Annotated in this window: 24 protein-coding genes; 14 read left to right on the forward strand and 10 right to left on the reverse strand. The window is 72.2% G+C overall.

Annotated features, from left to right (window positions below):
- Positions 1–25 precede the first annotated feature (25 nt).
- The 3 genes from I5071_RS39815 to I5071_RS39825 form a co-directional block, all read right to left on the reverse strand.
- A complete protein-coding gene (locus I5071_RS39815; RefSeq protein ID WP_236518610.1) occupies positions 26–1,264 on the reverse strand; it encodes a hypothetical protein in 1,239 nt (412 codons plus the stop codon).
- 88 nt (positions 1,265–1,352) lie between these two features.
- Positions 1,353–5,738 (reverse strand): FecR domain-containing protein, encoded by a 4,386-nt coding sequence (locus I5071_RS39820; RefSeq protein ID WP_236518611.1) that lies wholly within the window; start codon positions 5,736–5,738, stop codon positions 1,353–1,355.
- A complete protein-coding gene (locus I5071_RS39825; RefSeq protein ID WP_236518612.1) occupies positions 5,735–6,202 on the reverse strand; it encodes an RNA polymerase sigma factor in 468 nt (155 codons plus the stop codon). The genes I5071_RS39820 and I5071_RS39825 overlap by 4 nt, the downstream gene beginning before the upstream one ends.
- Positions 6,203–6,560: 358 nt before the next feature.
- Here I5071_RS39825 and I5071_RS39830 point away from each other — a divergent pair, with 358 nt between their 5' ends.
- Positions 6,561–8,222, forward strand: coding sequence for a DUF2330 domain-containing protein (locus I5071_RS39830; protein WP_236518613.1), 1,662 nt, complete (start codon positions 6,561–6,563; stop codon positions 8,220–8,222).
- A 71-nt stretch (positions 8,223–8,293) separates the two neighbouring features.
- Here I5071_RS39830 and I5071_RS39835 read toward each other — a convergent pair whose 3' ends face one another.
- Positions 8,294–10,372 carry a hypothetical protein gene (locus tag I5071_RS39835; protein ID WP_236518614.1) on the reverse strand — a complete coding sequence of 693 codons (2,079 nt, stop codon included), beginning with the start codon at positions 10,370–10,372 and terminating at the stop codon, positions 8,294–8,296.
- A gap of 64 nt (positions 10,373–10,436) precedes the next feature.
- Here I5071_RS39835 and I5071_RS39840 point away from each other — a divergent pair, with 64 nt between their 5' ends.
- On the forward strand, positions 10,437–11,642 hold the full coding sequence (locus tag I5071_RS39840; RefSeq protein ID WP_236518615.1) for a hypothetical protein: 1,206 nt from the start codon (positions 10,437–10,439) through the stop codon (positions 11,640–11,642).
- Here the strand turns inward: I5071_RS39840 and I5071_RS39845 are convergent.
- Positions 11,611–12,456 carry an alpha/beta fold hydrolase gene (locus tag I5071_RS39845; protein WP_236518616.1) on the reverse strand — a complete coding sequence of 282 codons (846 nt, stop codon included), beginning with the start codon at positions 12,454–12,456 and terminating at the stop codon, positions 11,611–11,613. The two genes, I5071_RS39840 and I5071_RS39845, sit on opposite strands and share 32 nt — an antisense overlap.
- A 48-nt stretch (positions 12,457–12,504) precedes the next feature.
- A complete protein-coding gene (locus I5071_RS39850; RefSeq protein WP_236518617.1) occupies positions 12,505–13,494 on the reverse strand; it encodes a GlxA family transcriptional regulator in 990 nt (329 codons plus the stop codon).
- 81 nt (positions 13,495–13,575) lie between these two features.
- On the opposite strand from I5071_RS39850, the gene I5071_RS39855 reads away from it, so the two are divergent.
- Positions 13,576–14,241 carry a DJ-1/PfpI family protein gene (locus tag I5071_RS39855; RefSeq protein ID WP_236518618.1) on the forward strand — a complete coding sequence of 222 codons (666 nt, stop codon included), beginning with the start codon at positions 13,576–13,578 and terminating at the stop codon, positions 14,239–14,241.
- Here the strand turns inward: I5071_RS39855 and I5071_RS39860 are convergent, their stop codons facing one another.
- On the reverse strand, positions 14,242–14,640 hold the full coding sequence (locus tag I5071_RS39860; protein ID WP_236518619.1) for a four-helix bundle copper-binding protein: 399 nt from the start codon (positions 14,638–14,640) through the stop codon (positions 14,242–14,244). It lies immediately after the preceding gene.
- Positions 14,641–14,775: 135 nt separating this feature from the next.
- Here I5071_RS39860 and I5071_RS39865 point away from each other — a divergent pair, with 135 nt between their 5' ends.
- The 4 genes from I5071_RS39865 to I5071_RS39880 all read left to right on the forward strand — a co-directional run bounded on the left by I5071_RS39865 (position 14,776) and on the right by I5071_RS39880 (position 19,059).
- Positions 14,776–15,780, forward strand: coding sequence for a hypothetical protein (locus tag I5071_RS39865; protein WP_236518620.1), 1,005 nt, complete (start codon positions 14,776–14,778; stop codon positions 15,778–15,780).
- Between the two features lie 155 nt (positions 15,781–15,935).
- Positions 15,936–16,622, forward strand: a complete 687-nt coding sequence (locus tag I5071_RS39870) for a hypothetical protein (RefSeq protein ID WP_236518621.1) — start codon at positions 15,936–15,938, stop codon at positions 16,620–16,622.
- A gap of 84 nt (positions 16,623–16,706) precedes the next feature.
- Positions 16,707–17,231, forward strand: a complete 525-nt coding sequence (locus I5071_RS39875; RefSeq protein ID WP_236518622.1) for a MarR family winged helix-turn-helix transcriptional regulator — start codon at positions 16,707–16,709, stop codon at positions 17,229–17,231.
- A 58-nt stretch (positions 17,232–17,289) separates the two neighbouring features.
- Complete coding sequence (locus I5071_RS39880) at positions 17,290–19,059, forward strand: chloride channel protein (RefSeq protein ID WP_419249689.1); 1,770 nt, start codon at positions 17,290–17,292, stop codon at positions 19,057–19,059.
- Between the two features lies 1 nt (position 19,060).
- On the opposite strand, the gene I5071_RS39885 is transcribed toward I5071_RS39880, so the two are convergent.
- On the reverse strand, positions 19,061–19,531 hold the full coding sequence (locus I5071_RS39885) for an EVE domain-containing protein (RefSeq protein WP_236518624.1): 471 nt from the start codon (positions 19,529–19,531) through the stop codon (positions 19,061–19,063).
- A gap of 48 nt (positions 19,532–19,579) precedes the next feature.
- Entirely contained in the window at positions 19,580–20,566 is a 987-nt protein-coding gene (locus I5071_RS39890; RefSeq protein WP_236518625.1) for a M14 family metallopeptidase, read from the reverse strand.
- 195 nt (positions 20,567–20,761) lie between these two features.
- On the opposite strand from I5071_RS39890, the gene I5071_RS39895 reads away from it, so the two are divergent.
- Complete coding sequence (locus I5071_RS39895) at positions 20,762–21,001, forward strand: hypothetical protein (protein WP_236518626.1); 240 nt, start codon at positions 20,762–20,764, stop codon at positions 20,999–21,001.
- A 9-nt stretch (positions 21,002–21,010) separates the two neighbouring features.
- On the opposite strand, the gene I5071_RS39900 is transcribed toward I5071_RS39895, so the two are convergent.
- Positions 21,011–21,751: a hypothetical protein gene (locus I5071_RS39900; RefSeq protein ID WP_236518627.1), complete on the reverse strand. Its 741-nt coding sequence runs from the start codon at positions 21,749–21,751 to the stop codon at positions 21,011–21,013.
- Positions 21,752–21,844: 93 nt separating this feature from the next.
- On the opposite strand from I5071_RS39900, the gene I5071_RS39905 reads away from it, so the two are divergent.
- The 6 genes from I5071_RS39905 to I5071_RS39930 all read left to right on the forward strand — a co-directional run bounded on the left by I5071_RS39905 (position 21,845) and on the right by I5071_RS39930 (position 26,547).
- Positions 21,845–22,855 (forward strand): aminopeptidase, encoded by a 1,011-nt coding sequence (locus I5071_RS39905; protein ID WP_236518628.1) that lies wholly within the window; start codon positions 21,845–21,847, stop codon positions 22,853–22,855.
- Positions 22,855–23,511: a TIGR04282 family arsenosugar biosynthesis glycosyltransferase gene (locus I5071_RS39910; protein ID WP_236518629.1), complete on the forward strand. Its 657-nt coding sequence runs from the start codon at positions 22,855–22,857 to the stop codon at positions 23,509–23,511. The genes I5071_RS39905 and I5071_RS39910 overlap by 1 nt, the downstream gene beginning before the upstream one ends.
- Before the next feature lie 35 nt (positions 23,512–23,546).
- Positions 23,547–24,203: a Crp/Fnr family transcriptional regulator gene (locus tag I5071_RS39915; protein WP_236518630.1), complete on the forward strand. Its 657-nt coding sequence runs from the start codon at positions 23,547–23,549 to the stop codon at positions 24,201–24,203.
- Entirely contained in the window at positions 24,203–24,973 is a 771-nt protein-coding gene (locus I5071_RS39920; protein ID WP_236518631.1) for an MBL fold metallo-hydrolase, read from the forward strand. Before I5071_RS39915 ends, I5071_RS39920 begins: the two co-directional genes overlap by 1 nt.
- A gap of 478 nt (positions 24,974–25,451) precedes the next feature.
- The gene (locus I5071_RS39925) at positions 25,452–26,012 is read left to right on the forward strand and encodes a peroxiredoxin (RefSeq protein ID WP_236518632.1); all 561 of its coding nucleotides are present in this window, start codon (positions 25,452–25,454) and stop codon (positions 26,010–26,012) included.
- 217 nt (positions 26,013–26,229) lie between these two features.
- On the forward strand, positions 26,230–26,547 hold the full coding sequence (locus I5071_RS39930; protein WP_236518633.1) for a hypothetical protein: 318 nt from the start codon (positions 26,230–26,232) through the stop codon (positions 26,545–26,547).
- The last annotated feature ends 6 nt before the right edge of the window (positions 26,548–26,553 follow it).

Consider the following 26,553-nt stretch of genomic DNA (forward strand, 5'->3'; position numbering starts at 1 on the left):
GCAATCGTTCTCCCCAGGAGAACGATCAGCGGCACTCGGCGGGCACTTCGCCTTCGCCGCCGGCCGCGATCGTGCGCACCGTCGCGAGCTCCTCGGTGCAGTCGCCGCCCTGGTGCTGCGCGACGAGGATGCCGCAGATCGCGCCCGCGCTCGCGACCGCGCCGCAGCACGCGACGAACGCACGGCACGCCGGGGTCGGCGGCAGCTGCACCTGCTGCCCGTCACGGAACACCGCGAACCCGCCGCCCTCGGGATCGAACATGATCTGGGTGCTGCGCTCCTCTCCTCCGGGCGTGGGCACGACCGAGTAGTCGAACGCGTAGTCCTGTCGATCGACGATGTTGCGCGTGAGGTCGGGCTCGCCGGGCGCGCGCCAGGTGAGCGACGAGCGCTCCTCGACGACCACACGATGCGGCGCGAGCGTCGCGACCTCGACGACCAGATCGATCGTGCGCTCGAGCGTCGCGCCCGTGAGGTCTCCGCCTTGCTGCGCCGCGAACCCCGCGAGCGCGTCGCGCAGCGAGGCTGCGCGCGCGTGCTGGCGCACCTGCAGCGCGACGCAGCGCGCCTCGGGCGAGACCACGGCCTCGCCACACGGGGCGACGCCCATCAGCTCGAGCTCGGTGTCGACCTCGGTGGGCGTCGTCGCGCCGAGCGAGAGCGCAGGCACCCGCGCCGAGCCGCGCACGACCTGCCCGCACCCGAGCGTCTGCCCGCTCCACGCCGCGAGGATCCAGTCCCAGTGCGCATGCGCGGTCGCGAGCTGCGCCTGCGCCGTGAGGTTCGGCTGGACCATCGCGACCGAGCGGGGATCGATCTCGCCGCGCGCCACCGCTTCCTCGAGCGCGCGCCGCATCTCGTCGACGCCCTCGACGCCGACCACCGTGCCCGCACCGTCGAGCACGAGCGTCGGACGCGCGCCCCCGATGTCCGGCGCGAGCCCCTGGCTGCGCATGCGGTTGCGCCCGTCGACGACGAAGCGCATCCGGCGCGCGTCGCCCTCCGCGCTCACCTCGAGGCGCAGCTCGGAGAACGACTCGCCGCGCATCGGGTGCGAGCCGTCGGCGAACGCGCTCTCGGTGAGATCGACGCCACGCACCCGCGCACGCATGCCGTCGGGCCACGCGAAGCGCAGCGCGACCGGCGCCACGTTGCAACCGTCGCCCGCACGCGATGCGGGCGTGGTCTCGCCTGGTGGCGAGGACGCTGCGCCGCCGCACGCGACGACGAGGCTGCTCAGGATCAGGACGAACGAGGTGCGCATGCGACGACGCTACTCCTGCTCGACGGAAAGCACGAGGCCGGCCGCTCTTCCGAGCGACCGGCCTCGATTGTTCACCCCAGGAGAACGATCACCAGCCCGCGCCGACGGCCTCCATGCGGCTCTCGCGACGCACCACGACGCGCGCGACGCTCTCGCGCTCGCCGTCGTCGATCACGAAGGGCACGGTGCGCGTCTCGTCGAGCGCGCGGATGCGCAGCGTGCCGCGGATCGCGCCGCGCTGATCGGGGCTCGTGCGCGCGACCTCGACGAGGTAGTTGCCCACCGTCGCGCGCGAGAGCCCGATCGTCTCGCGCCCGTCGCGGCGCGCGTCCTCGCCGACGATCGTGGTGCGACCACCCATCCACGAGAGGCGCGATCCATCGGGGGCGATCAGCGCGACGTCGACGTCGTCGCCGCCCGGCCAGCTCGCCTCGATGGTGATCTCGCCGCGGTTGCGGCGCGCGTCGTCCGCCTGCTCGGCGAGCGTCGCCGCGCGGGTGCGCGCGCGGTCCTCGCGCACTCCGTCGAGCAGGAGCTGCGCGAGCTCGCGGTGGCTCGCCATGCGCTCGCAGCGCACCGCGTCCGCCACGATCTCGGCGTCCTCGTTGCGGATCTCGGCGAGCGAGATCCGGTGCGCGCACGCCCGGGCCTCGTCCCCCGCACGCTCGAACGCGCCGGCGAGACGGGTGTGGAGCGCCGCGTCGTCGGGCCGCACGTCGACCACGCCGGTCAGCAGGCGCAGCGCTTCGTCACGACGACCGAGGCGCGCCAGCACGTCGGCCCGCGCCACGAGCGCCTCGGGGTCGAGGCGATCGCGCGAGAACCACGCCTCCGCCACCTCGAGCGCGCGCTCGAGGTTCCCGGCGCGCGAGAGCGCACGGACCGCGGTGCGATGACGATCACGGCTGTCGGGCTGCAGGCGCAGCGACTCCTCCGCGATGCGCGCCTGCTCCTGCTCGCGGAAGCTCGGCGCGCCGTCGTTCTGGATCTCGCCGACGCGGTAGTACACGCGGCGCATCCACTGGCCGGGCCCACGCGGGCGCATCATCGGCGCGGTCGGGGTCGGGGCCGCCACCGCGGGCGGCTGCTGCGGCGCACGCTGCTGCTGCTCGCGCCACGCGCGATCGAACTCGTCGCGCGTCTGGGTGGCCGAGGTGTCCGCCGCGCGTCCGCGCGTGCCGCGCTCCTCCGCTTCTTCCATCATCGGCGCGGCCTCGGTGATCGTCGGCTCCGCCGAGGCACGCCGCGCCGCGCGGGTGCCCGACGTCGGCGCCGCGAAGCCCGCGGACGCGCCACCACCACCGCTGCGGCCCGCGCCGAGGGCGCCCGCCGAGAGCGCATCGAGGTCACCGCTCGCACCGCCCATCTCGCTCGGCGGCAACGAGAGCGAGCCTTCCGCGGTGCTGCCTTCGACCTCGTCCTCGCCGGTCCACTGCGCGACCGGCGCCGCGGCGCGATCGATGCCGAACGCACGGAACATCGCCTCGCTCTCGAGCACGAGCAGCGACGTGTGGCGCGACATCACCGAGTACGCCTTGCTCATCGCGACGATGCGCGCCTCGTCCTCGCCGTTGCCTCGCGCCTCGATCTGCTCGATGCGATGCGCCGCCCAGAGAGCCGGCACGAAGCGATTGCCCGCCGCGGTGCTCGGCACGAGCCGCACCGGATAACGCTGCTCGAAGGGCTCGCCGCCCACGGTGCCGCGCAGCACGACCTCACCGCCGATCTCACTCGGCGAGCTCATGCGCGCGGTGACGATCACTTCTTCACCGGCGCGGATCGTCGGCAGCCGCTCGGGCGCGACCTCGACCAGGCCCGCGGGCAGCTCGAGGCGCGCATCGCGCAGCGCGACGCCGTACGTGGTCTCGAGCACCGAGAGCGCCGCGAGCGAAGCGCGCTGCCCGGGCACGAAGGGCACGTAGTGACCGCCGCCGCTCCGCGCGATCGCGGCGAGCGAGGTCGCGTCCGCGTCGCCGCCGATGCCGACGGTCGTGAACGCGACGTGCGCGCTCGTCGCGAGGCGCTCCGCCTCCGAGGTGATCGCCGCGGTGCTGCGATGGCCCGCCGACGCGACGCCGTCACCCACGTAGATCACGTGCACGCGGCGGCTCGCATCGCGCTGTGCGGTCCCGGCGCGCGACGCGGTCCGCATCGTCGCAATGAGATCGCTCGCGCCCGCGGGCTCCACGCGCGAGAGCCACTGCGAGACCTGCGACATCTCGCCCGCGCTCGGCACGCGCATCCGCGCGTTCTCGGCAGTGCCCTCCATCGAGCGGCACTCGTAGTCGCACGCCAGCACGGTGAAGCGATCGCGGCGATCCATCTCCGCGATCACCCCCGAGACGAGGCGGCTCGCGCGCTGGAAGCGCTCGCCGACCATCGACTGGCTCGAGTCGACGACGATCACGTAGTCGTGCGCCGCGCCCTCGGTGCGCGCCGGCAGCTCGGGCCGCAGCGCGAACGCGACGTAGGGCCGCGAGTCCGCCGCGATCTGGCGCTGCAGATCGATCACCTCGCGATCCTGATCGCGGCTCTGCGCGGGCGGCGCCTGCGCGGCATCGCCCTGGTAGGTCCAGAACGCGAGCTCGCGCTCACCCCCCGGGATCGCGTAGTCGATCACGAGATCGCCGTTCGGCAGGAAGCCCGTCTGCTGGTACGAGAGGCGCGTCGCGTCGGCGTCGGCGGCGCTGCGCACCTGATAGCCCGACGCGTTCACGCGCTCCGCGTTCGCGACGCGCACGTCCACGTTGAACTCACCGACGCGCAGCGACTCGTCGCGCGAGTGCGCGAGCGGGTAGACGTAGCGACGGCCCTCGGTCGTCGGCGCGATCGTCTGCGTGTACGCGATCACCACGCGACGCTCGCCGTGCGCGGGGATCGGGAAGATGCGCAGCTCGAACTGACCACCCCGCTGCCACTCGAGCAGCGCGGGATCGCGCCACGGGCCGGGCACCCAGATGAACTCCTCGGTGGGACGGCGCTCGGCGACCGGCGTCGCGTTGCGGATCACGCCACGCCAGATGCGCTGCGCCCGCTCACGAGCGACGAACGCGCCCTCTTCCATCACGCCGTTCACGTCGAGCGCGAGGCGCGCGATCTGCGCGTCGGCGGGCAGCGGGAAGCGGTAGATGCCCTCGAGCGTCGCGTCCGAGTCGTTGCGGAAGACCTCCTCGATCTCGGTGCGCGCGACGTTGCCCACGATGCGCACCCGCACGTCGTGGCGCGCGAGCGTGAGCGGGCGCTCGCGATCCTCGCGCTCACCGGGACGGCGGGCCCGCAGCGAGCCGATGCCGGGCAGCGTCGTCTCGGGATCGTCCTGCTGCACGACGTTGGTGAGCTCGCTCCACGCGACCGAGCGCGCGAGGTCCATCACCGGCGCGACCTCGGGCGCCGCGTTCGCGCGCAGCACGCCCTCTTCGCCGCTCTTCACCTCGCGCGAGCCCTGATTCGCACCGTGCACGCGCACCGTGCCGCGGGTCACGCGCACGCTCGCGCTCTCGGGCGTCGCCGCGAGCACGAACTTCGTGCCCAGCACCTCGACGCGACCGGTCGGCACCGTGATGCCGAGGTTCGGACCGTTCTCGAGGTGCGCGACGTCGGCGAGCACCTCGCCCGTGGGCAGCTCGAAGCGACGCGGCTGCTGGGGATCGAAGCGCACCTCGGTCGAGTGGTTGAGCACCATCTCGCTGCCGTCCGAGAGCGCGATGCGCGCGCGCGTGCGCTCGTCGGTGCGGATCGCCGCGCCCGCCGCGATCTCCGCGCCCTGCGCCGCGGGCTGCCACGTGCCGCCCGCCGCGCGCACCTGCACGCCGCTCGCGCCGTCGCTCGACGCGCGCGCGACCTCGGCGATGCGTCCCGTCGTCGCGCCCTGCGCGATCACCGCCGGCGTCTCGCCGTCGCCCTCCGCGACCTCTTCACTGCCGCCGAACATCGTCGCGCCGATCGCGACCAGCGCCGCAGCCGCCGCGGCCGCGACCCCGAGCGCGCCGAAGAGCACGATCACCTTCGCGAGCCCGCGGTTGCTGTGCGCCGGCTCGGTCTTCTTCGCCTCTTCGCGGGCGCCCGGCTCGACGACCTCGCGCATCGCGACCGTCGGCGCGACCACCCGCTCGCGCTCCTCGCTCACCGCGGGCGCGTCGAGCCGCGCCTCCACCTTCGCGATCTCGGCCTGCGCGTGCGGGTCGAGCACGAAGCCGGGATCGGTCTTGCGCGTCGTGCCCTCGATCGCCGGCACCACGTTCCCGGCGCGCGCGTCGAGCGCCGCCATCAGCCGCGCCTCGAGATCCGCGGGCGGTACGTAGTCCGCGCCCGCCTTCACCAGGCGCTCCGCGGTCTCCATCGCGTCGTGCTTGAGGTCGCGCGCCTCGTCGTCGTCCGCGAGGAAGTCCGCGTGTCGCTCCATCGCCTCGCGATCGCCGTCGACCACGAGCGCGAGCTCGTCGAGCAGCTTCTCCATGTTCTCGCTGCGGTTCATCGCTCGACCTCCGACAACAGCTCCTTCATCCGCGCCAGACCCCGGCTCACGCGCTTGCGCGCAGCGGGCTCGTCGATGCCGCACGCCGCGGCGATCTCGCGGTACTCGAGGCCGCCCTGGTACCGCATCACCACCGCGTCGCGCTCGCTCGGCTTCAAGCGCTCGAGCGCCTCGCGCACCTTCTCCGCTTCGCGTCGCGCCTCGAGCAGCCCCTCGGGCGTGCTCGACGGTGCGTCCGCGTCGTGCACCAGCCGCAGCCGGCGCTCGCGTCGTCCCCGCATCTCGAGCCGTCGCGCGCACATGCGTCGCGCGATGCCGAAGAGGAACGCACGCACGCTGCCTTCCCCGCGGTAGCTGGGGAACGCGTCGTGCGCGGCGAGCAGGACCTCCTGCACGCACTCCTCGGCCTCGGCCTGGCTCCCCAACATCGCCATGCAGAGCCGCCCGAGGGGGGCTCCATGCATGCGCGCGCACAGGGCGATCGCGTCTTTGAACGCTCCCGCCCGGATCGATCGCTCGATCGGATCCTCGATGGGATCCGGGTTCGTCTGCGGCATCGCCCAGGTCATCCTGTCGTCCATGTGACTGCGTCCCCGCTCGCTGTGACCGCGCGCGTGCTCGTCGCGGCGTCTCGACCGCAGACGCACCACCGAGCGCGACGATCTCCCCCTGGCACGTCTCGGCACGCTGCCGAGCGCCCCCGCGCGATCTCGACCCTCTCACATCGCGGAATTCCGGGCAATTCTCACGGGCGCGTGACTTGCTGTTCGCGCTGGTCCAGCGCGCGACGTCACGGCGCCGGTGTGGGGGGAACCAAGCCGTATGAGCACCAACGATCGATGGTGGAGCGCGGGGGCGCTCGTGCTCGCTGCATCGCTGCTCGCGCCCGGTCGCGCGTCCGCGTGCGGCGGGTTCTTCTGCCAGAACGTCCCGATGGATCAGGCGGGGGAGAACATCCTCTTCTCGATCGAAGGGGACGGCACGCTCACCACCCACGTGCAGATCCTCTACTCGGGCGACGCCGACGCGTTCGCGTGGATCCTGCCGCTCCCGAGCATCCCCGAGCTCGACGTGGGCAGCGACGAGCTCTTCCGACAGCTCGGCCAGCGCACCGCGACGCGCTTCGATCTCACCGGGCGCACCGAGGGCACGTGTCGCCCGCCGCCCGAGCGCTGCGGTTGGGACGACACGGACGAAGGTCCGTGGCCGGCGCCCGGTGCGGTCGCCGACGCGGGCGCCTCGGCCGCCGACGCGGGCGGCAGCGTGACCGTGCACTTCCGCGGCGCGGTGGGCCCCTACGACGCGGTGATCCTGCAGTCGGGCTCGGCCGACGAGCTCTTCGCGTGGCTCGACGAGAACGACTACCGCATCCCCGAGATGTCGCGCCCGCTCGTCGCGGACTACGTCGCGGCGCGCCACGTCTTCGTCGCGTTGAAGCTGCTCTCGAGCGCGAGCACCCGCGAGATCCAGCCGATCGTGCTGCGCTATCGCGAGGGTCAGCCGTGCGTGCCGATCCGCCTGACCGCGATCGCGACGATCCCCGACATGCCAATCATCGCGTACTTCCTCGCGGACCGTTACGCGACGCCGAACAACTACTCGCGTGTCGAGCCGACCTACGACGACCTGCGGCTGTGGCGCGACTTCTCGTACTACCCGACCTACGTCTCGAACCTGATCGACGACGCGGGCGGGCGCGGCTTCGTCCCCGAGTTCGCGGGCCGGACACCCGAGCTCTTCCTCGAGCTGCCCTCGGTGAGCGACCTCGCGACGATCACCGATCCGACCGAGCTCCTGCAGCAGCTGCGCAGCCGCGGGTTCGCCGGGGACACGCAGCTCCTCGGGATCCTCTCGCGCTTCCTGCCGCCGCCCGCGATGTACGCGAGCGATCCCTCGCAGTACTACAACTGCCTCTTCTTCTCGTGGGGCTCCGCGGAGTCGTGCGGCTTCGCGGGGGAGCTCGACGCAGCGGGGCTCGTGGGCGCGGTCGAGGCGCAGATCGTCGAGCCGCGGCGCGAGGCGCAGCAGATGCTCGCGCGGCACGCGCGCCTGACGCGGCTCTTCACGACGATGAGCGCGGACGAGATGACGATCGATCCGACGTTCTCGCTCGACTCGGGTCTGCCCGACGTGTCGAACGCGCACGTCGCGACGCTGGTGACCGAGTGCAGCGACCAGTACCTCGACTGGACCGCGCCGCAGCGCGTCGAGCTGCCGAGCGGGCGCAGCGAGCGATGGCGCGAGGGCATCGCGTACGCCGGCAGCGACGAGGATCTCTGCGACGACATGCGCAGCGGCGACTTCGCGCCGTGGACGCCCGAGGATCGGCTGCGCGCGACGGCGGAGCGCCGCGCGCTGCGTCCGGGTGGCGGAGGACCGCGTTGTGCGGCGAGCGCGAGCTCGCGCGCAGGCGGAGCGAGCGTGCTGTTGGCCGCCGGTGTGGTGATCGCGATGGCGATCACGCGCACGCGCCGTCGGCGTTGAAGCACGCGCGTGGGGGGGACGTTGCGAGGGGGCGCGATCGCGAGATCGTGTCCCCTCGCGCGTCTCTGCCGTCAGCCGACGTAGAGCGTGCTGTTGCCGTCGGCGATCTCGCCGCGGAAGCCGAGCTCGCCGAAGAGGCGCTGCACGCGATAGCGCGTCGTGTGGTCGAGATCGCCGTCGAGCTCGATGCGCGGCTGAACGACGTGCTTCACGGCGTCGGCGAACGCGCGGAGCTCGTCGGGCATCGGCTGCGCGGAGAGCGATCTCGCGACGAGGATCGTGGCCGCGTGATCGCGCAGCGTCGCGCGCACCGCGTCGCCGTCGGCGCGGAGGTCGAGCACGAAGAGCCCCTCGCCGGTGCGGTCGCGCAGCACGCGGCGCAGGATCGTCGCGCGGCGACCGGCGACCCGTGCGCTCGCGAGCAGCTCGATCGGCACCGTCGCGAGCAGGCGATCGGCCTCGTGCACCATCCAGTCGCAGTCGGGCGCGAGGAAGCGATCGAGGAGCGCGCGAGAGAGCGCGTCGGGATCGCACGCGGGCTCGAGCTTGTGGAGCAGCCACGCGTTGCCCATCGTCGCGACCAGCGCCGCGCGGCGCGGCTCGGGGAACGCACGCAGCCACGCGAGCGCGTCGGCCTCGGCGGTGCCCGCGATCGACGCGATCGCCGAGCGCGCGACCCGCTCGAGCTCCGGCGCGACGGCCTCGCCGCGCGTCAGCGCGAAGCGCGCGGCCGCGGGATCGATCGACTCGCGCGCCGCGAGGGTGCGCGCATACGCGTCGAAGCGCGCGCGCTGACCCGCGAGCCGGGGCACGACGTGGGCCTCGATCGCGCGCTCGAGGTGCTGCGCGAGATGGCCATGCGCAGGCAGCGCGTAGGGACGCTCGAGGACGTCGAGCGCGAGCTCGAACGCGTCCACGTCCTGCACCAGCGCGGCGATGATCGCGTCCACGCGCGCCGCGGTCGAGGGCTCTCCGGGCGCCTGCGCGATCGCGTGCAGCAGCTCGTACGCGGGCGCGCGCACCCCGTCGATCTCGACCTCGTGATCGAGCGCTCCCGCGCCGCGGAGGAAGCGCGCCATCTCACCCGGCCCGAACCACGGCGCCGCAGGCAGCGGCAGCGGGATGCGGTGATCGCTCGAGAGCGCGAGCACGCGCCGCATCCGCGCGTCGAGCTCCTCGCGACGCAGCAGCGGTGGGCGGTGTCCGCGCTCACCGAACGCGACGTGCGCCATCGCGCCCGCGAGCAGACGCAGCGGCGCGTCGGCCACGAGCGCGCGCGGATCGAAGCGCGGGCGCGTTCCTTCGTCGCACACGCGCTCGGTCGTCGGCCCGGTGTGCTCGCGGATCTGCTCGCCGCGCGCGAGGCGAGCCTCGAGCGCGCGCTCGAGCACCTCGAACGCGCGAGGATCGGTCGCGCATCGCTCGAGCGCCCGGGTCGCCGCGCGGATCAGACCGTTCAGCGGCGACTCGTCGATGTCGAGCGGCGCCGAGAGCAACAGGCGCTCGAGCGCCGCGGCGCGCGCGTCGTCGAGCGGTCCGTCGCGCAGCATCGACACGACGTCCGCGAGCAGCCCCGGCCCTTCGGGCTCCGGCAAGGACGCGCCGACGTCGCGCGCCGCGAACGCGAGCGCGACCTGGGTCAGCGTGTCGGTCTCGCGCGCGATCGCGGCCTCGATCGGGACGCGCGCGCCCTCGCCGCGCACACACGCGACGAGCCTCGCCGCGGCGCGACGCACCTCGGGACGCGCGGCCTCGAGCGCGCGCTCGTACACCGCGATGCCCTTCCTGATCGCGTCGATCGTCGCGATCGCCTCGGGATACTCGGGCGCGCCCGGCGTCGAGTGGAAGAGGTAGGGATCGAACGCCTCGGGCTCCGGCAGCGGGGCGCTCATGTCCGCGAGGACGTGGAGCAGCGCGGCGCGGATCGGGACGTCGCCATCGGCGATCTCGATCAGGAACGGGATCGCCGGCGCGGCCGCCTGATAGTAGCTGCCCTGGTGGAAGATCCCCGCGACGAGATCGCCGAGCGCGTGCCTCGCCTCGTCGTACGTCCCGTGCGCGAGCGCGCGCAGCCGATCGGGCACGTCGACCGCGGGCCCGTACGCGTCCTCGAGCGTGGCGAACACCGAGTCTTCGAGCGTCTCGAGCATCCCGCGAGCTTACGTCGGGGACGCTTCTTTTCGTGCGATCCGCACCACTGATAGGCTCGATCGCATGCCGCGCCACGCAGTGTCCTCGCTTCCGCTGCTCGTGCTCGTCGCGATCCTCGCCGTCGCTCCATCCGCGAGCGCGCAGCGACGCGTGCAGTACGACACGCTCACCAGCGAGTCGCCCGCCGCGATCTCGTGCGGCTTCTGCGCCGGCGAGAAGTTCGGCATGGTGTTCCGCCCGCTCGACTCGGGCGGCGGTCTGCGCGCGGACGAGTTCCCGCTCACGCTCAACGCGGTCGAGGTCGCCGTCGCGCGCACCACGATCGACGAGACGCTGCAGTGCGTCGGGTCCGCCGCGGGCGGCACCGTCTCGATGACGATCGAGGTCTACGCCGGCACGACCGCGCCCCGCGGATCGCTCGCGAACGCCACGATGTTTCCGCGGGAAGGGCCGTGGGTCGGCGAAACCCAGGTGTTCGCCGAGAGCGCCGAGCTCAACCTCAGCGTCGAGACCACTGCGGGCTCGAACATGTACGACGTGATGTTCACGTCGGTGCCGATCGACGCGCGGGTCGACGCGCCCAACACCTACCTGCGCGTCGTGGTCACGATCCCGAGCGGAGGTGAGTCGTTCGCGTGCGAGTTCCTCTCGCTCGGCGCGCCTGGCGCGGTCGGGCTGCGCGATGACGACGGCCGCATCGAGGACAACGTCTCCTTCATCCTCTCGGCCGGGGGCGTTGGCGATGGCTGGCTGTGGAACGAGTCCGATCAGATCATGGACACGTCGGGCAACCGCCGCATCAACGGCGACTGGGCGATCCGCCTCGACGTCGCGCCCGCGGGCGCCACCACCAGCGACGGCGGCGTGCGCGACGCGGGCACGACGCTCGACGCCGGCACCTCGTCGAACGACGACGCGGGATCGAGCTCGACGAGCTGCACCGCGGATCGCGACTGCGCCGGCGGCGAGCGCTGCAGCGCCGGCGAGTGCGTGCGCGTGACCTGCGAGATGCCGACCGACTGCGCGGGCGGGATGACCTGCGTGGGCGGCATGTGCCGCGTGCTCTGCGACGACGACGACGAGTGCCGCGGCGGCGAGGTGTGCAGCACGATGGGCGGCTATTGCATGCCGGTGTCGACGTCGAGCGGCGACGGTGGATGCAGCTGTCGCGCGGCCGGCGCGGGATCGCGCGCGCCGATCACGACGATGCTGATCGGGCTCGCGCTCGCCTTCGTGATCACGCAGCGAGCGTCGCGCCGTCGCGGCTGAAGAACGCTGCGAGCTGCTCGCCGATCTCGGTGCCGCGCTCCTCCTGGAGGAAGTGCCCGCAGTCCGCGAAGCACGTCACCTGCGCCTGCGGCAGGTCGCGCTCGAGGCGCGACACCGTGCGCGCGATGTCGACCAGCACACGATCCTTCGCGCCGTAGATCACGCGCACCGGTCCGCGGAACGTGGGCAGCCAGCGCGCGATCTCGACCATGCCGCGCGGCTCGAGCGAGCTCATCGTCGCGATCAGCCCGCGACGCGCCGCGGGATCGAGGAAGGGCTCCTGCACCGCGCGGATCACCTCGGCTGTCATGCGCCGGCGATCGCCCACCCCGAGCGGCATCGCGAGCCCGAGCGCGCTCGTCGACGTGAGCACGTCGCGCAGGATCGGCACGCGTCCCGCGAGCACGAACGCGGCGACCACCGGATGGATCTCGGGATACACGAGCGTGTTGAGCAGCCCGAGCGCGCGCACGCGTCCCGGATGACGCGCCGCCCAGTGCAGCCCGATCGGGCCGCCGAGATCGTGCACGACGAGCTCGACCTGGCCGAGCTCGAGCACATCGACGAACCGCTCGAGCACCCGATCGAAGAACGCGAACGAGTAGGGCGCATCGGCCGGCTTGTCCGAGCGCCCGAAGCCCGGCAGGTCGAGCGCGATCACGCGGCGATGGCGGGCGAGCGGCGGGATCACCTCGCGCCACAGGAACGACGAGGTCGGCCAGCCGTGCAGCAGGAGCACGACCGGGCCCTCTCCCGCTTCGAGCCAGTGCAGGTGCAGTCCGTCGATGGTCGCCGTGCGATGTGCGAGGGGCATGCGCTCGATGCTGGGCGCGGGCCCTCACGCGCTCCATGACCTCCGAGGTCAAGCCGAGCGTGCGGTCGCGAAGAGCAGGCGATACTCGCGCGGACCCACGCCGAGCTCGCGCTCGAACGCGCGCTTCATGCGCGCGGTGCTCCCGAAGCCGCACTGCGCGGCGAGCGTCTTGTGTGCGACGTCGCTCGTCGCGAGGAGCGACCGTGCGTGCTCCACCCGCAGCTTCTCGAGCAGCTTCGCGGGCGTCGTCGCGAGCGTCTCGTGGCAGCGGCGATGCAGCGTGCGCACCGAGAGCCCGGCGCGCTTCGCGAGCCGCTCGACGTCGACGTCGCGCAGGTGCGCGCGCGCCCACGCGATCGCGGGACCGAGGGGATCCGAGCTCGACGTCTGCGCGACCAGCGCGTCGGTGAACTGCGACTGGAACCCCGGCCTCCGCACGTAGAGCACGAGCCGCGCGGCGATCGCGTCGGCCATCTTCGCGCCGAGGTCGCGCTCCACCATCGCGAGCGCCATGTCGATCCCGGTGGTCACGCCCGCCGACGTCCACACCCGTCCGTCCTGCACGAAGATCGCGTTGCGATCGACCTCGACCGCGGGCCGGAAGCGCGCGAGGCGATCACACGCCGCCCAGTGCGTCGCAGCGCGCCGCCCGTCGAGCAGCCCCGCGTGCGCGAGCAGGAACGCGCCCGAGCACACCGATCCGATGCGCCGCACCACCCGCGCCGCGCGCTGCAGCCACGCGATCAGTGGCGCGTCGAGCGCGGCGCGTGTGATGGGTCGCTCTTCGCCGCCCACCACCAACACCGTGTCGTGCTTCGTCGGCCGCACGCTCGCGAGCGCGCGCGTCTCGATCACGCATCCCGCCGAGGTGCGGATCGGCGCGCCGCAGGTCGACACCACCTCGACGCGATAGGGCGAGCCGCGACGTCCTTCGCGCTCGAGCTCGCGCCCCGCGCACGCGAACACCTCCGCGGGCCCGGTGAGGTCGAGCGTCAGCGCGCCCTCGAACGCGACCATCAGGACCCTGCGGATCGGCATTGGCAGAAAATGAACGTGAGTTGTCATTCCTGCCAGCGCGATCGCCGGCCACGATCGGAGCGCGGAAGGAGAACCCACCCGATGACGCTCCAGATCGGTCTCTTGCTCTATCCCGGCGTGACCCAGCTCGATCTCACCGGGCCCTTCGAGGTGTTCCACCACGTGCCCGGCGCGACCGTGCACGTGGTGTGGAAGACGCTCGACGTGGTGCGCGCCGACTCGGGCCTCGGCATCGTGCCCACCACGACGATCGACGCGTGCCCTCCGCTCGACGTGATCGTGGTGCCGGGCGGCGTCGGGCAGATGGCGCTCCCCACCGACGAAGTGGTGATGCGCTTCCTGCGCGAGCAGGGCCGCCAGGCGAAGTACGTCACCTCGGTGTGCACCGGCTCGCTGCTGCTCGGCGCCGCGGGGCTGCTCGAGGGCTACGAGGCCGCGACGCACTGGGCGTACATGGACCTGCTCCCGATGTTCGGCGCGCGCCCGGTCTCGAAGCGCGTGGTGATCGATCGCAACCGCATCACCGCGGGCGGCGTGACCGCGGGCATCGACTTCGGCCTCCGTGTGATCGCCGAGCTCGCGGGCGAACGCATCGCCAAGCGGGTGCAGCTCGGGCTCGAGTACGACCCCGAGCCGCCCTTCCGCTGTGGCCATCCCAGCGTCGCCGACCCCGACGTGGTCGCCGATCTCCGCCACCAGATGGCCGCGCTGCTCACCGAGCGCGCCGAGCGCTTCGCCCGCGCGTGATCACGACGCGAGCAGCGCGCGACAGGCACGCTCGCAGCGCCGGCACGTCTCCGCGCAGAGCCGGCAGTGCTCGTGCACGTCCGCGTGCTGCTCGCACTCGCGCGCGCACTCCGCGCATGCGATCGCGCACGCCTCGACCATCATCCGCGCCATGCGCGTGCCGTGCGGCCCGACGCGCGCGAGCACGCGCCCGGTCGCGTCGCACACGTCGGCGCAGTCGAGGTCCAGCCGGATGCACTGCCGCAGCATCGCGACCGTGCGCTCCTGCAGGCACGCGTTCGCGCAGAGCGTGCAGACCTGCGCGCACTCGAAGCACGCGTCGATGCACGCGAGGAGGGTGCGGTCGCTGCGCGCGCGCACCCCGGGCGTCATCTCGAGCATCCGGGCCGTCGTCTCCATGTCTCGTTCCCTCCTCGGAACGAGCGAGCTAGGAACGCGCACGTGCGGCTCAAGTGGCCGAGGTGGGACCGTCGCGACGCTTGCCTTTCCTGCGGGCGAGTGCGATGCAGAGAAACACCCGGAGGGCCTTCTCAGATGACGCGTGAGATCTCCAGCGAGAAGCGGATCGCGATCGGCAGGAACCGTGACGGACGGCTCGAGGTCTTCGTCGTCGGCAAGGACGGCGTGCTGCGGCACAACTGGCAGAGCCGGCCCAACGGTCTGTGGGAGGGCGAGAGCTCGCTGAAGCAGAACGCGATCGAGGTCGGCTGCGGCGTGAACGCCGATGGTCGCCTCGAGGTCTTCTGGGTCTCGCCCGAAGGCACGCTGATGCACGACTGGCAGCTCTCGCCGGGCGGCAAGTGGGCGGGCGCCGAGGACCTGAAGGCGAAGGCGAAGGCGCTCGCGGTGGCGAGCAACGCCGATGGTCGCCTCGAGGTCTTCTACGTCGGCGCGGACGGCGCGCTGCACCACGACTGGCAGCTCGAGCCGAACGGCGACTGGAACGGACCGGAGAAGCTCGCGAAGATCGCGAGCGCGGTCGCGGTGGGTCGCAACCAGGACGGCCGCCTCGAGGTCTTCTACGTCGGCGAGAACGGCGCCGTCATGCACGACTGGCAGAAGGAGCCGAACGGCGATTGGTTCGGCGCCGAGGCGCTGCAGGGCAAGGCGCGCGAGATCGTCGTCGGCAGCAACGCCGATGGTCGCCTCGAGGTGTTCTGGCGCGACGATCTCGACATCGTCTGGCACGACTGGCAGCTCGCCCCGAACGGCGACTGGCACGGCCAGGAGAGCCTCGGCGTAAAGGCCAAGCGCATCGACGTCGCGGAGAACCGCGATGGTCGCCTCGAGGTCTTCTACATCGACGGCGACAAGAAGATCCGGAACCTCTGGCAGGTCCACGCGAACGGCGACTGGGGCACCGATCAGGAAGTGCTCGGCGAGGAGGCGACGGACCTCGCGATCGGCCAGAACCAGGACGGCCGCCTCGAGCTCTTCTACTTCGGTCGCGGCTCCGAGATCTGGCACAACTGGCAGCCCCGCCCGAACGCGGGCCCGTGGAACCCGATCGTCCGCTACGACGAGCCCACGGTGGGTTGAACGACGTCGCGCGCCGCCCGGGGCTTCGTGCTCCCGTGCGGCGCGTGCTCGAGTCCGGCCGCGAGATCGTCCGTTTCGCCCACACGGTCGCGTGATCACCGTCACCGAACCCCCCGTGGCGTCGGCCGGCGGCCCGCGGTACCGTCGCGCGCAGAATGGGGGACACCGTTGAGCTGCCGAGCGGTCGCCTCGAGGTCGAGCAACGACCCGGGTACCTGTTCATCGTCGAGCACGGCACGCTCCGCAACGTCGACGAGGTCGGGCAGTACGCAGCGGCGCTCGAGCTGCTGGTCGATCGCACCCGCGTTCGTCGCGCGTTGATCGACTCGCGCGCCGCGGACGCGGTCGAGCTCCCCCCCGACGTGCGCGACGCGCTGTGGCGCTGGCTGCTCACCGCGCGCGCCTTCGATCAGATCGCGTTCGTGCTGGCGAGCGAGATGGCGGTGGTGCGCGTGAACATGGTCGCGCGCTCGCATCGCGCCGGCATCTGCGCGTTCGGCGCGGTGCACGAGGCGCATCGCTGGCTCAGCGGACGGCAGCGCACGCTCTCGCAGACCTTCAGCGCGCCGCTCGGCGGCGCGTCGCAGACGCCGGTGCCGCCGCCCCGCGCCGAGACCGCGGCGCGATCGAGCGTTCCTCCGCCGCCGCCGCGGACGAAGAGCGACACCTACCCCGCGCGCGACGCGAGCGGCGCGCCCGTGTCGCCGCGACCCTCGTCGTCGAGCACGGGCCGCTTCACGGCGCAGCGACCGACTCGCCCATCGCAGCCCGACCTCGAGCAGGTCCGTCCGACGCGCGATGCCAGCGAGCCCCCGCCGCGCAAGAAGGTCGAAGAGACCTGACGCCGCGGCGCCGGGGAAAAGCTCCCCGATCGCGCCCTCGTGATTGCGCGTCGCGCGATGCGCGGTACACGAGCGCGCGAATCCATGGTGTCCCAAGCATCTCCCCGCGCGCGCACCGGCGACGACGCGGCCCGTGTGCTCGCATCGATCCGGCGCCTCGTCCGCTTCCTCCGTCTCGCCGCGAGCGATGCCGAGGCGCGCACCGGCATCAGCGCGGCGCAGCTCTTCGTGCTCGAGCGCCTCGTCGACGCGCCCGCGTCGTCGATGAGCGAGCTTGCCGCGCGCACCCTCACCGATCCCAGCTCGGTCTCGACGGTCGTGTCGCGCTTGGTCGAGCGAGGCCTCGTCGCGCGCACCCGCGCCGCGACCGACGCGCGTCGCTTCGAGATCGCGATCACCGCGCGCGGCCGCGCGATCGTGCGGCGCTCTCCGCCCCTCGCGCAGGTGCGTCTGATCCGCGCGATCGAGTCGCTCCCCGCGCGCACCCGCAAGGACTTCGCGAGCTCGCTCGAGCACCTCGTCACCGCGACCGGGGGCGACAGCCTCGCGCCGCGCATGTTCTTCGAAGACGAGGACGCACCGAAGAAGAGGTCCCGTGGACGCGCGTGAGCCGAGCCACGAAGCCGCGGTCCCGATCGCGCCCTCGCTCTCGCCCACCATCCGCCGGATGGCGCTGCCGCGCCCGACCGCGCTCGTCGATCGGCGCGTCGCGGCGATCACCGCGCTCTCGGTCGTGCTCGCGCTCGTGGCCGCGGTGATCGCGCAGGCGCTGCAGGCGTTGATCGCGCTGATCACGAACCTCGCGTTCCACCAGCGGGTCTCGCTCGATCCCTCGTCGCCCGCCGACCACGCGCTCGGCGCATGGGTGATCGTCGTGCCGATCGTCGGCGGCGTGATCGTCGGGCTCATGGCGCGCTACGGCTCGCGTGCGATCCGCGGCCACGGCATCCCCGAGGCGATGGAGCAGGTGCTCGCGAACGAGAGCCGCATCCCGCTCCGCATGACCTTCCTCAAGCCGCTCTCCGCGGCGATCGCGATCGGCACCGGCGGGCCCTTCGGCGCGGAAGGACCGATCATCGCCACCGGCGGCGCGCTCGGCTCGGTGCTCGGGCAGCTCGTCCGCGTCACGCCCGACGAGCGCAAGACCCTGCTCGCCGCGGGCGCCGCCGCCGGCATGACCGCGACCTTCGGCACGCCGGTGTCCGCCGTGCTCCTCGCGATCGAGCTGCTCCTCTTCGAGTACCGCGCGCGCTCGGTGATCCCGGTCGCGATCGCGACGTCGACCGCCGCGGCCGCGCGCATCGCGCTGGTGGGCGCAGCGCCGGTGTTCGCGATGCACGACGTCGCGGCGCCGGGCGCGGAGGCGCTCTGCGCGTACGTGCTGCTCGGCGCGCTGCTCGGTCTCGCCTCGGTCGCGATCACCCGCGCGCTCTACGCCATCGAGGACGGCTTCGAGCGGCTCCCGGTGCACTGGATGTGGTGGCCGGCGATCGGTGCCGTCGCGGTGGGCGCGATCGGGTGGCTCGCGCCGCGCACGCTCGGCGTCGGCTACGAGAACATCGAGCAGATGCTCGACGGCGAGCTCGCGGGGCGCGCGCTCGTCGTGTTGTGCATCGCGAAGCTGGTGTCGTGGTCGATCTCGCTGGGCAGCGGGACCTCGGGCGGCACGCTCGCGCCGCTCTTCACGATCGGCGGTGCGATGGGCGCCCTCCTCGCATCGATCGCGTCGTCGGCGCTCCCCGGCGCGGCGATCGATCCGCGCGTCGGCGCGCTCGTCGGCATGGCCGCGATGTTCGCGGGAGCCTCGCGCGCGCTGCTCGCGTCGGCCGTGTTCGCGTTCGAGACGACGCAGCAGCCGATGGTCCTCCTGCCGCTGATCGGAGGATGCGCCGCGGCGTACTTCGTCTCGTGCCTCGCGATGCCGAACTCGATCATGACCGAGAAGCTCGCGCGTCGCGGTCTGCGCGTGCCCGCCGAGTACGCGGCCGACGTGCTCGCGCGCGTGCTGGTGCGCGAGCGCATGAGCACCTCCGTCGTCACCCTCGCCGCCGAGCGCGCGCTCGCCGACGTGCGCGCGTGGCTCGCGACCGGGAGCGCCGACGCGCAGCACCAGGGCTTCCCGGTGATCGACGCGGGCGGCGAGCTGATCGGCGTGGTCACCCGGCGCGATCTCGTCGGCGGCGAATGCTCCGAGGACGCGACGATCGGATCGCTCGTGCACCGCACGCCGATCGTGGTCACGCCCGATCGCACGCTGCGCGACGTCGCGGACGACATGATCGAGCACGACGTCGGGCGCGTCGTCGTCGTCGAGCGCGCCCGACCGCGCCACGTCGTCGGCATCCTCACGCGCGGCGATCTGCTCCGCGCGTACGAGCTGCGGATCGCGGCCGAGCGACACGCGCACGTCGCGCGCCCGCTGCGGGCGCGTTCCTGAATCAGATCTTCGTCTTCGCGCCCGCCATCTTCAGCACGCGCGCGAAGTGCTTCTTCTCGACGGGCTGCACCGAGAGCCGCTGCCCCTTCCGGATCACCAGCATCCCGTCGAGCGCCTTGTCGCCCTTGAGCCGCTCGAGCGACACCACCTCGTCGAACGCCTCGACGAACTCGACGTCGACCATGAGCCAGCGGGGATCGTCCTTCGGCGAGCCCTCGTCGTAGTACTCGTTCTTCGGATCGAACTGCGTGGGATCCGGGTACGCCTCCTTCACCACGCGCGCCACGCCCGCGACGCCCGATGGGCTCGCGTTCGAGTGGTAGTAGAGGACGAGGTCGCCGATCTTCATGTCGTCGCGCATCGAGTTGCGCGCCTGGTAGTTCCGGACGCCCTCCCACGTGGTCGTGCGATCACGCGCGAGATCCTGGATCGAGAAGACGTCGGGCTCGCTCTTCATCAGCCACAGCTTCATCGCGGCCGACCATATTGCGCGCGCGCGGACAAGTCGATCGCGCCCGCGCTACTCCTCGCGCGCCGGCCCGTAGCCGAGGAACGGAAGCAACGCGTGCTGCAGCTCGCTCACGTGACGCGCCGGGCGCGGCGGGTTGTACCAGCGGAACGGCACGACCCAGCTCGAGGGATCGAAGAGCGAGAGCCCTCCGCGCGAGCACTCGACCAGCAGCGGCGACATCCCCTCGTGCAGCAGGTGATCGACCTCCATGCCGTTCGCGAAGAAGCCGGGCACCCACCGCGCGACGCTACGAATTCTGTAGCGCTTGCGCAGCGCGCGCCGCACCTCGCGCGCCATCGCGTGGAGGCGCGGATGCTCGGGCGGCAGCGCCCATCGTCCGCCGTAGGGCAGCAGCAACATCGCGCCGAACGAGTGCAGCGAGAGCGCGCGCTCGAGCCGGGTGTGGCCCGCCTCCTTCACCTCGAGGATCGCGCCGAGCACCGCGCGGATCTCGGGCTCCGACGCGGGATGCGAGCCCGCGCTCCCGAGCAGCGGGATCATGCGCGGGAGGATCCCGGTTGGCGCCCAGTGCGTGGGCCAGTTGCGGTTCAGATCGACGCCGCGCGCGTTCGCGCGGCAGTAGCGCATCTTCTTGCCCGAGCGCAGATCGCGCTCCGCGCGTCGATATCCGTCGGGGTTCAGCACCGGGAACGCGACGATGCGGCGATCGCCCGGCTCGCTCGCGATCGCATCGAGGATCGCGAGCGCGACCTCGACGCCGATCCACTCCATCGCGTGCGTGCCCGCGATCATGAGCGAGCCACTGCTGGCGCGAGGATCGCCGATCTCCACGCGCAGCACCGGAGCGCCCTCGTGCGAGCGTCCCGCGACGGTCACTCGCGCGCCGCGATCACGCAGCGCGGCGATCGCGGTGACGATCTCGCCGAAGCCGCGATAGCGCCCGATCAGCGCGAGATCGACGTCGTCGCGCAGCGGTGGATCGTCGAGGAACGGCGCGATCGCGTCGGCGAGCGCAGCGAGATCGTCGGCGCTCATCGACCCGCGTGCGCTCGGGTCCCGAGTTCGATCGTCGTGCTCATCGCGCGTTCCTCCGAGCATGCGTGCTAGCAAGCCACGGTGCCGAAAGCATTCGAGGAGTGGAAGGTCCTACCGCATGGGCCGATCGAGCCCCTCGCCGACAACCTCTGGCGAGTGTGGGGGTCGCTGCCCGGGATGTCTCTCAAGCGAACGATGACAATCGTGCGCCTCGGCGGTGGACGGCTCGTCGTGCACGACGCGATCGCGCTGGGCCCGCGCGAGATGGAGCGCATCGATGCGTGGGGCACGCCGGCGTTCCTCGTCGTGCCCAACGCGGGACATCGGCTCGACGCGAAGGCCTACGTCGCGCGGTATCCGTCCGCGACGCACGAGGAGGTCGAGCACGGCGCCGATGCACGAAGAGCCCTCGAGCGCGCCGCGACCTATCTGTGAGATGTGTGCTCAGAGCACATAAGCGAGCCCGAGCGAGAGCCGGAAGATCTCCTGCTGCGGATAGAGCGGCACCGCGCGCCCCGAACCATCCGCGACCCCCGCGCCTCCCGACACTTCCGCGAAGAGCATCGTCTGCAGGGTCATCAGCGCCTCGATCCCGAGCGTCGCGCTGAACGTCCCGATCGCGCGCACCTCTTCGCCATCGGTCCACGAGACCCCGGCGCCCGCATCGACGCCCGCCAGCAACGTCACGCGCTCGACGACGCGCCATCCGATGCGCGGCCCGACCTCGACCCGCGACGACACCCCGAGATCGTTCGCGCGCACGCCCTCGGCCTCGCCGAACAGACGCCCTTCGCCGAGCGCGACCTGGGGCGCGACGCGCAGCGCGAGATCGACGTCGCCCTCGCCGAAGAGATGGATGCGCATCGGCACGATCAGCTCGCCGCCCGCGCCGGTGACGAGCCCCATCACCGGCGAGCCGTACACCACCGCGACCCGCGCGCCGATGTTGAACGTCGAGTCCGGCGCGAGCTCGACCTGGGCCCAGAGCCCCGGCCATCCGAGCGCCGCCGCCATCAGCACCTGGCCGATGCCGAGCGTGCGCCCGCTGAGGAACGAGGCCTCGCCCGAGGTCGGTCGCGCCTCGGCGGTCGGTGGAGCCCAGTCGTCCGCAGCGCTCTGCGCGCGCGCGCCCGATGCGACGCCGAGCGCGAGCACGAGCGCGCACGCGGCGAGATGGAAACGCATGGCGCGGCGCTATCACGAAGTCGCCGACTGCGGAAGTGGGAGGCGTCCCGAGTGGCACGCGCCCCAGCCGTCGGACCAGACTCGGATCGCAGCATGTCGGCGACGGCGCTCTCCCGGATCACCGTCTCGCAGCTCGATCTCGCGGCGCGCGAGGTCGTGGGCACCGCGCTCGCGGTGCGAGAGCGAGAGGTCGTCGCGCTCTTCGCCGACGCGACGTCGGTGCGCATGGGCGACGCGCTCGCGCGCGCGGTCGAGGCGCGCGGCGCCGAGCCGCGCATGGTGTGGCTCGACGATCTCGGTCCACGTCCGCTGCTCGATCTGCCGGGCGGCATCGAGGGCCTGCTGCAGGGCGCGACCGCGAGCGTGTTCGTCGCGAGCGCGCCCGGCCCCGAGATCACGATGCGCCGCGCGCTCCTCGCGATGCTCACCGCGCATCGACTGCGCCACGCGCACATGCCGGGCATCAGCCACCTCGCGTTCGTGCGCGGCCTGCGCGTCGACTACGACGCGGTCGCGGGCCACGGCATGCGCCTGCTCTCGCGACTGATGTCGTCGACGCGCATCACCGTCAGCTCCGCGAGCGGCACCCGACTGCGCCTCGCGACGTCGAGCGCGACGCGCTGGATGCCGCAGCTCGGACAGCTCGAGCCGGGGCGCTGGGGCAATCTCCCCGCGGGCGCGCTCTACGCGGTGCCCGACTCGATCGATGGCGTGTACGTCGCGAACGCGGCGGTCGGTCCGCACGCGACCGCGAGCACGCCGGTGACGCTCTACATCGCCGACGGGCGCGTGGTGCGGGTGAGCGCGGAGGACGATCCCGTGCTCGAGGAGATGCTGCGCGCGCGCATCGAGTCGGGCGCGAACCGCGATCGCGTCGGGCTCGTCGCGATCGGCTGCAACTACGGGATCATCGAGGCCACCGGCGAGGCGATCGTCGATCAGAACTTGCCGGGGCTGCATCTCGCGCTCGGCGACGCGGCGGCGGACGTGACCGGGATCGGCTGGAGCGCGGCGGGCTCGATCCCCTGCTGCGCGGCGGGCACCTCGGTGGTGGTCGACGGCGAGGCGGTGGTCCGGAGCGGCGTGCTGGTCGACCCGAGCTGATGCGGGTCGCGATCTTCACGCGACCTCCGATCCCCGGTCGCTGCAAGACGCGCCTCGCGCGTGCGATCGGCGATGCGCGCGCCGCCGAGCTCCACGCCGCGTTCGTGATCGACACGATCACCCACGTGCGCGCGCGCGACGGCCTGCGCCCCGAGCTGCACGTCACCGAGGATCACCCGTTCTTCGCGCCGCTCTGCACACGCTTCGACCTGCCCCCGCCGATCGTGCAGGTCGAGGGTGATCTCGGCGCGCGCATGAGCCACGCGCTCGATCTCGCGCCCGGCCCGGCGTGTGTGATCGGCACCGACGCGCCCACGCTGCCGCACGCGCTGATCGGCGCTGCGAGCATCGCCCTCGGCGAGCGCGACTTCGTGTGCACGCCCGCGAGCGACGGCGGCTACGTGCTGATCGGCAGCGCATCGCGCGCGCCCTCGACGTTCCTCGCCGATCCGCGCATCCGCTGGTCCTCGCGCCACGCGCTCGCCGACACGATGCGCGCCGCGCCTTCACCGTTCGCGCTCACCGCGCCCTGGTACGACGTCGACGAGCCCGCCGATCTCGCGCTGCTCACGACCCACCTCACCCTCGATCCGCGCGCAGCGCCCGCCACCGCCGACCTGCTCCTCGGCCAGAGACGGCGAACATCCACGTTTTGACCACACCTCGCGCACCCGTTACGCTCACAGGCCATATGGGCGAGGGCGACGCGCTCTTCGCGCGGTTCGGCCGCACCTTCGAGCCGGGAGAGGTGCTGTTCCGCGAGGACGAGCCCGGCAACACGATGTTCGTGATCCAGCAGGGTCAGGTCCGGATCACCAAGGCCACCCGCGACGGCACGAAGACGCTCGCGATCCTCGGGCCCGGAGAGTTCTTCGGCGAGATGGCGATCCTCAACTCGAAGCCGCGCAACGCCACCGCAGAGGCGCTCTCGCCGCTGCGCTGCCTGGTGATCGACGCGCGCACCTTCGGGCAGATGGTCGTCAGCAACGCCGAGATCGCGGTCCGGATGATCACGAAGCTCGCGCGGCGGCTCGACTCGGCGAACGCGCTGATCGAGGTGCTGATGCACCGCGACCCGAAGGCGCGCGTGATCCTCGGTCTCTCGCGCCAGGCGGAGATGATCGGCGAGGAGCGCGACGACGGGTCGGTCTGGGTGCCGATCACCCGCACCGATCTCGCGGCCGAGATCGGGCTCAGCGAAGAAGAGACGGAGGACGTTCTGGTGCGCTTGCGTCGTCTGCGGATCGTCGAAGGCGGAGACGACGGCTTCGCCGTCGGCGACGTCCAGCGCCTGCAGGAGTTCCTCGAGTTCCTCGAGATGCGCGAGCGCTTCGGGGACGGCGCCTGATGGAACTGCGAGTCCTCGGCTGCCACGGCGGCGAGACGCCGAAGCACAAGACGTCGAGCTTCCTCCTCGACGGGAAGGTCGCGATCGACGCCGGCGCGGTGACCTCGATGCTCACGCTCGAGGAGCAGCACGCGATCGAGACGGTGCTCGTCAGCCACGCGCACCTCGATCACGTGCGCGACCTCGCGACGCTCGCCGACAACCGCTGCCAGCAGGGCGGACCGCCGCTGGTGATCGCGGGGATCCCCGAGACGCTCGAGGTGCTGAAGAAGCACTTCTTCAACGACCTCCTGTGGCCCGACTTCTCGAAGATCCCCGCGGGGAATTCGGGGATGACGATCGAGCTGCGCCCGCTCGTGCCCGAGGAGACCACCGAGCTCAGCGGGATGCGCATCACGCCGGTGCTGGTGCACCACACGATCGACGCGTCGGGCTTCGTCGTGGAGACGCCGAGCGGCGCGCTCGGCTACAGCGGCGACACCGGGCCGACCACGCGGTTCTGGGAGAAGCTCAACGAGACGCGCGACCTACGCGCGCTCTTGATGGAGATCTCGTTCCCCGACGAGCACCACAAGCTCGCGAAGGTGAGCGGGCACCACACGCCCGAGACGCTCGAGGCCGAGCTGCGCAAGCTGCACGATCACCGCGAGCTGCCGGTGCTGCTCTATCACATCAAGCCGGTCTTCGAGCAGCGCGTCGAGAAAGAGCTCGCGCGCATCCACGACCGCAACCTCGACATCTGCCGCCTCGGCGATCAGTTCGTCCTGTAGGGCTTCGGCGTGAGGCGCGGGGTGGAGGGTCCGACGCCCTGGGTGCTCGCGGGCTGCTCGACGATCGCGGCGTGAGCGTCGGGAATCGGTGGTCGCATCGCGGCGCGCGCTTCGCGCTCTGCCGCGATGCTTCGATCAGTCTGTGGTCGGCCTCTGCGAGCCCCCGTCGCACGGGGGCGTCGGACCCTCCACCCCACGCCCGGTACCGCGGTTCTGCCGCCTCACTGGGTTTCGCTGGGGAGGGCTCGTGACCGATCCGCGCTGCTCGCGCGGCTCGGACGCTCGCGAGTAGCACCGCGCTTCGCGCGTGTGCGCGCTGCGCGCGGGAGTTCGGAGGGAGAGCACGGCGCTACGAAGATCGTAGCGCTACGGATTCCGTAGCGACGAGGCCGTGGTCTGCGGCGAGCGGATGGGAGCGAGATTCTTGCCGAGGCGCGGACGGAGGCGCATGTCCGTGGCCTCGACAGGAGAGGTCGGAATGCGGCTGCGGATGATCGAGATCGTGGTGATCGCGGCGATGCTCGCGGCGTGTGGTGGGTCGCAGCAAGCGAGCGGCGGGGGCGGGAGCACCGCCGAGGCCGCGCCGCGCGAGACGCCGGTGCCGGTCGGTGAGGCCGCGCCCGCGTTCATGCTGCAGGACCAGACGGGGCGGGTGCGGCAGCTCTCGGAGTACCGCGGCAACCCGGTGGTGCTCTACTTCTATCCGCGCGATGCGACGCCGGGCTGCACCGCGGAGGCGTGCGCGTTCCGCGATGCGTGGGATCGCCTGCAGGGCACCGGCGCGGTCGTGCTGGGCGTCTCGACCGACGACGTCGAGTCGCATCGTCGCTTCCACGACGAGCACCAGCTGCCCTTCGAGCTGCTCGCCGATCTCGATGGTCGCGTCGCGCAGCAGTACGGCGTGCCGGTGCAGATGGGCATGACCGCGCGGATGACGTTCCTGATCGACGACGAGGGCGTCGTCCGGCACGTGTGGGAGGACGTCGATCCGGGCGTGCACGTCGATCAAGTGATCGCGGAGATCGACGAGCTGCCGTGAAGGCGATGTACGGCGCACGGAGCGCGCCGGGGACGCAATGTCAGCGCAACGATGCGACGTGGATGTCGCGTCGCGTTCACGCGTGAAATCGGCGCTCCGTCCTCGCGTGTGGAGGCGCGATCGCGAAAGCGCTGTCGTTTCGTGTCGCGTCTCCGATCTGCGCGGTGGTGGATCGACGATTGCTGAGGATCGTGGCGTCGCACGAAGGAGCTTCGCCATGACCACCCTCTCGACCGAGCCTGCCGACGTCCTCAAGCGCCGCGCGCAGCGCTTCGCCTCGAAGGGCGAGCTCCGCAAGGCCGCGCTCGCGCTGCGTGAGCGCGCTGCGATCCTCGGCGACGCTGCGTCGTGGGTGATGGCGGGCGCGATGCTGCGCCGCGCGCGTCGCGACGACGAAGCGATCGAAGCGCTGCGCCAGGGCCTCTGGCTCCACGAGCGCGCGGGTGCGGCAGGGCGCGCACGGTCTGTGGCGAACGTGTTGCGCGAGCTCGCGCCCGACGATCGCCTCGCGCGTCGCTACGCGAAGGCGAGCTGATCCCGT

Source organism: Sandaracinus amylolyticus (genome assembly GCF_021631985.1).
GTDB classification, from domain to species: domain Bacteria; phylum Myxococcota_A; class Polyangia; order Polyangiales; family Sandaracinaceae; genus Sandaracinus; species Sandaracinus amylolyticus_A.